At 81.1% G+C, this 1881-nt stretch carries 2 protein-coding genes; one reads left to right on the forward strand and one right to left on the reverse strand.

The window, feature by feature from the left end:
• On the forward strand, positions 1-1270 hold a 1270-nt coding region (locus GTR02_RS21475; protein WP_205709786.1), incomplete at its 5' end, for a cytochrome P450.
• Here the strand turns inward: GTR02_RS21475 and GTR02_RS21480 are convergent.
• The coding region (locus tag GTR02_RS21480; RefSeq protein WP_166609502.1) for a helix-turn-helix domain-containing protein at positions 1242-1881 on the reverse strand (640 nt) is incomplete at its 5' end. The genes GTR02_RS21475 and GTR02_RS21480 overlap by 29 nt on opposite strands.

Below are 1881 nucleotides of genomic sequence, written 5' to 3' on the forward strand. Positions count from 1 at the left end.
GGCGCGGGCGGGGGGCGCGTGTGAGGTCCCGGTGGCCGGGTACCCGCTGCGCGTGGACCCCTCGATCGACCTCGTCCGGCAGGGCTACCCGTGGGCGGCGCGCGTGCGCGACGGCCGCCTGGCCGCCCCGCTGCGCTTCCTGGGCCGCCGCTCCGCGGTCGTCGGTGGTCCGGAGGGGGTCCGCCGCTTCTACGACGACCGGCTGCGCCGCCGGGGTGCCTTCCCGCCGCCGGTCAAGCTCGTGCTGTTCGGCGCGGGAGCGGTGCACGGCCTCGACGACGCCGAGCACCACCACCGCAAGGCGCTCTTCGTGCGCGCCCTCAGCCCGGCGGCCGTGCGGCAGCTGGGCGAGCGGGCCGAGCGCGAGTGGGCGCTGGCCACGCGGGACTGGACGGCGGGGCGGCCGCACGACGTCGTGCTGTTCGACGAGGCCGTGCAGGTGCTGACCCGCGCGGTGACCGGGTGGGCGGGGGTCCCGTGCGGGCCGGCGGAGCTTTCGCGCCGCGCCCGTCAGCTCGCCACGGTCGTCGACGGGTTCGGCCGGCCCGGCCCGGCGTGGGTGCGCGCGGCGCTCGCGCGCGCGCAGCTCGACCGCTGGGCCGCCGGCGTCGTGCGGGGCACCCGGCGGGGTGACGTGCACCCGCCGGCCGGCAGCGTCCTGCAGCTGACCGCGGACGCCACCGACCTGCGGGGCCGCCCCCTGCCCGACCGGGTCGCGGCCGTCGAGCTGCTCAACGTGCTGCGCCCCACGGTGGCCGTCGCCTGGTTCGTGGCCGCGGCGGGGCGCGCGCTCGCCGAGCACCCCGGCTGGCGCGAGCGCATCGCCGACGGCGACGCCGGCGCGCTCGCCGCCTTCTGCCACGAGGTGCGGCGCGTGCACCCCTTCGTGCCCGTGCTGGCGGCGCGCGCCCGCACCGCGCAGGACGTCGAGGGCGTCCGCGTGCCCCGCGGGGGCTTCGTCGTGCTCGACGTGCACGGCACGACGCACGACCCCCGGCACTGGCCCGACCCCGACCGCTTCGACCCCGGCCGGTTCCTCGACGCGACCCCCGACCCCGACACGCTCGTCCCGCAGGGCGGTGGCGACGTCGCCACGGGTCACCGCTGCCCGGGCGAGGGCGTCACCCTGACCGTGCTCGCGGTGGCGGTCCGGGCGCTGGCCCGGCTGCCGTTCTCGCTGCCGCCGCAGGACCTCGGCTGCGACGACTCCGTCATGCCGACGCGGCCCCGCAGCGGGGTCGTCATCCGCCCCCGGCGCGCCCTCGACTGACGCCCCGCGGCCCCGGGCCGGCGGCGGGCGCGGCGGTCAGGGCCACCCACAGGTCGGCCCGGTCGGCGGGGGAGTCCATCGACCGGCCGAGCACGCGCTCCAGCCGCGCGACGCGCTGCCGCACGGTGTTGCGGTGCACGCCCAGCGCGTCGGCCGTGGGCTGCCGCTGGCCGTGGTGCTCGAGGAAGGTGCGGCCCGTCGCGACGAGCCGGTCGGCCTCGGCCGGCGGCAGGGCCGCCAGCGGGGCGAGCACGTCGCGCGCGTAGGCGTGCAGCGCGTCCGGGCCCAGGGCCGCGGCGAGCCCCGCCCGGTGCGCGTCGTCGGCCCGCACCACGGGCTCGCCCGCGCTGGTGCGGCGCAGCGCGGCGCGCGCCGAGGCGTCCCCGTCCGCGGCGTCGGCGGGCCCGGCGGGCCGGCCCGTGCCCACGCGGCAGCCGTGCCGGACCAGCAGCTCCTCCACGCGGCGCAGCGGGGCGGGGGCGTCGGCGACGACGACGACGAGCGCCCCGCCGGGGCGGGCGGTCGGCGCGGCCAGCACGCCCGGCACGGCCGCCAGGGCCTCGAGGGCGGCGTCGAGGTCGTCGCCGTCGGCGCGCAGCACCCGCAGCCGG

The sequence above is a fragment of the Kineococcus siccus genome (assembly GCF_009906795.1).
In the GTDB taxonomy this organism is placed as follows: domain Bacteria; phylum Actinomycetota; class Actinomycetes; order Actinomycetales; family Kineococcaceae; genus Kineococcus; species Kineococcus siccus.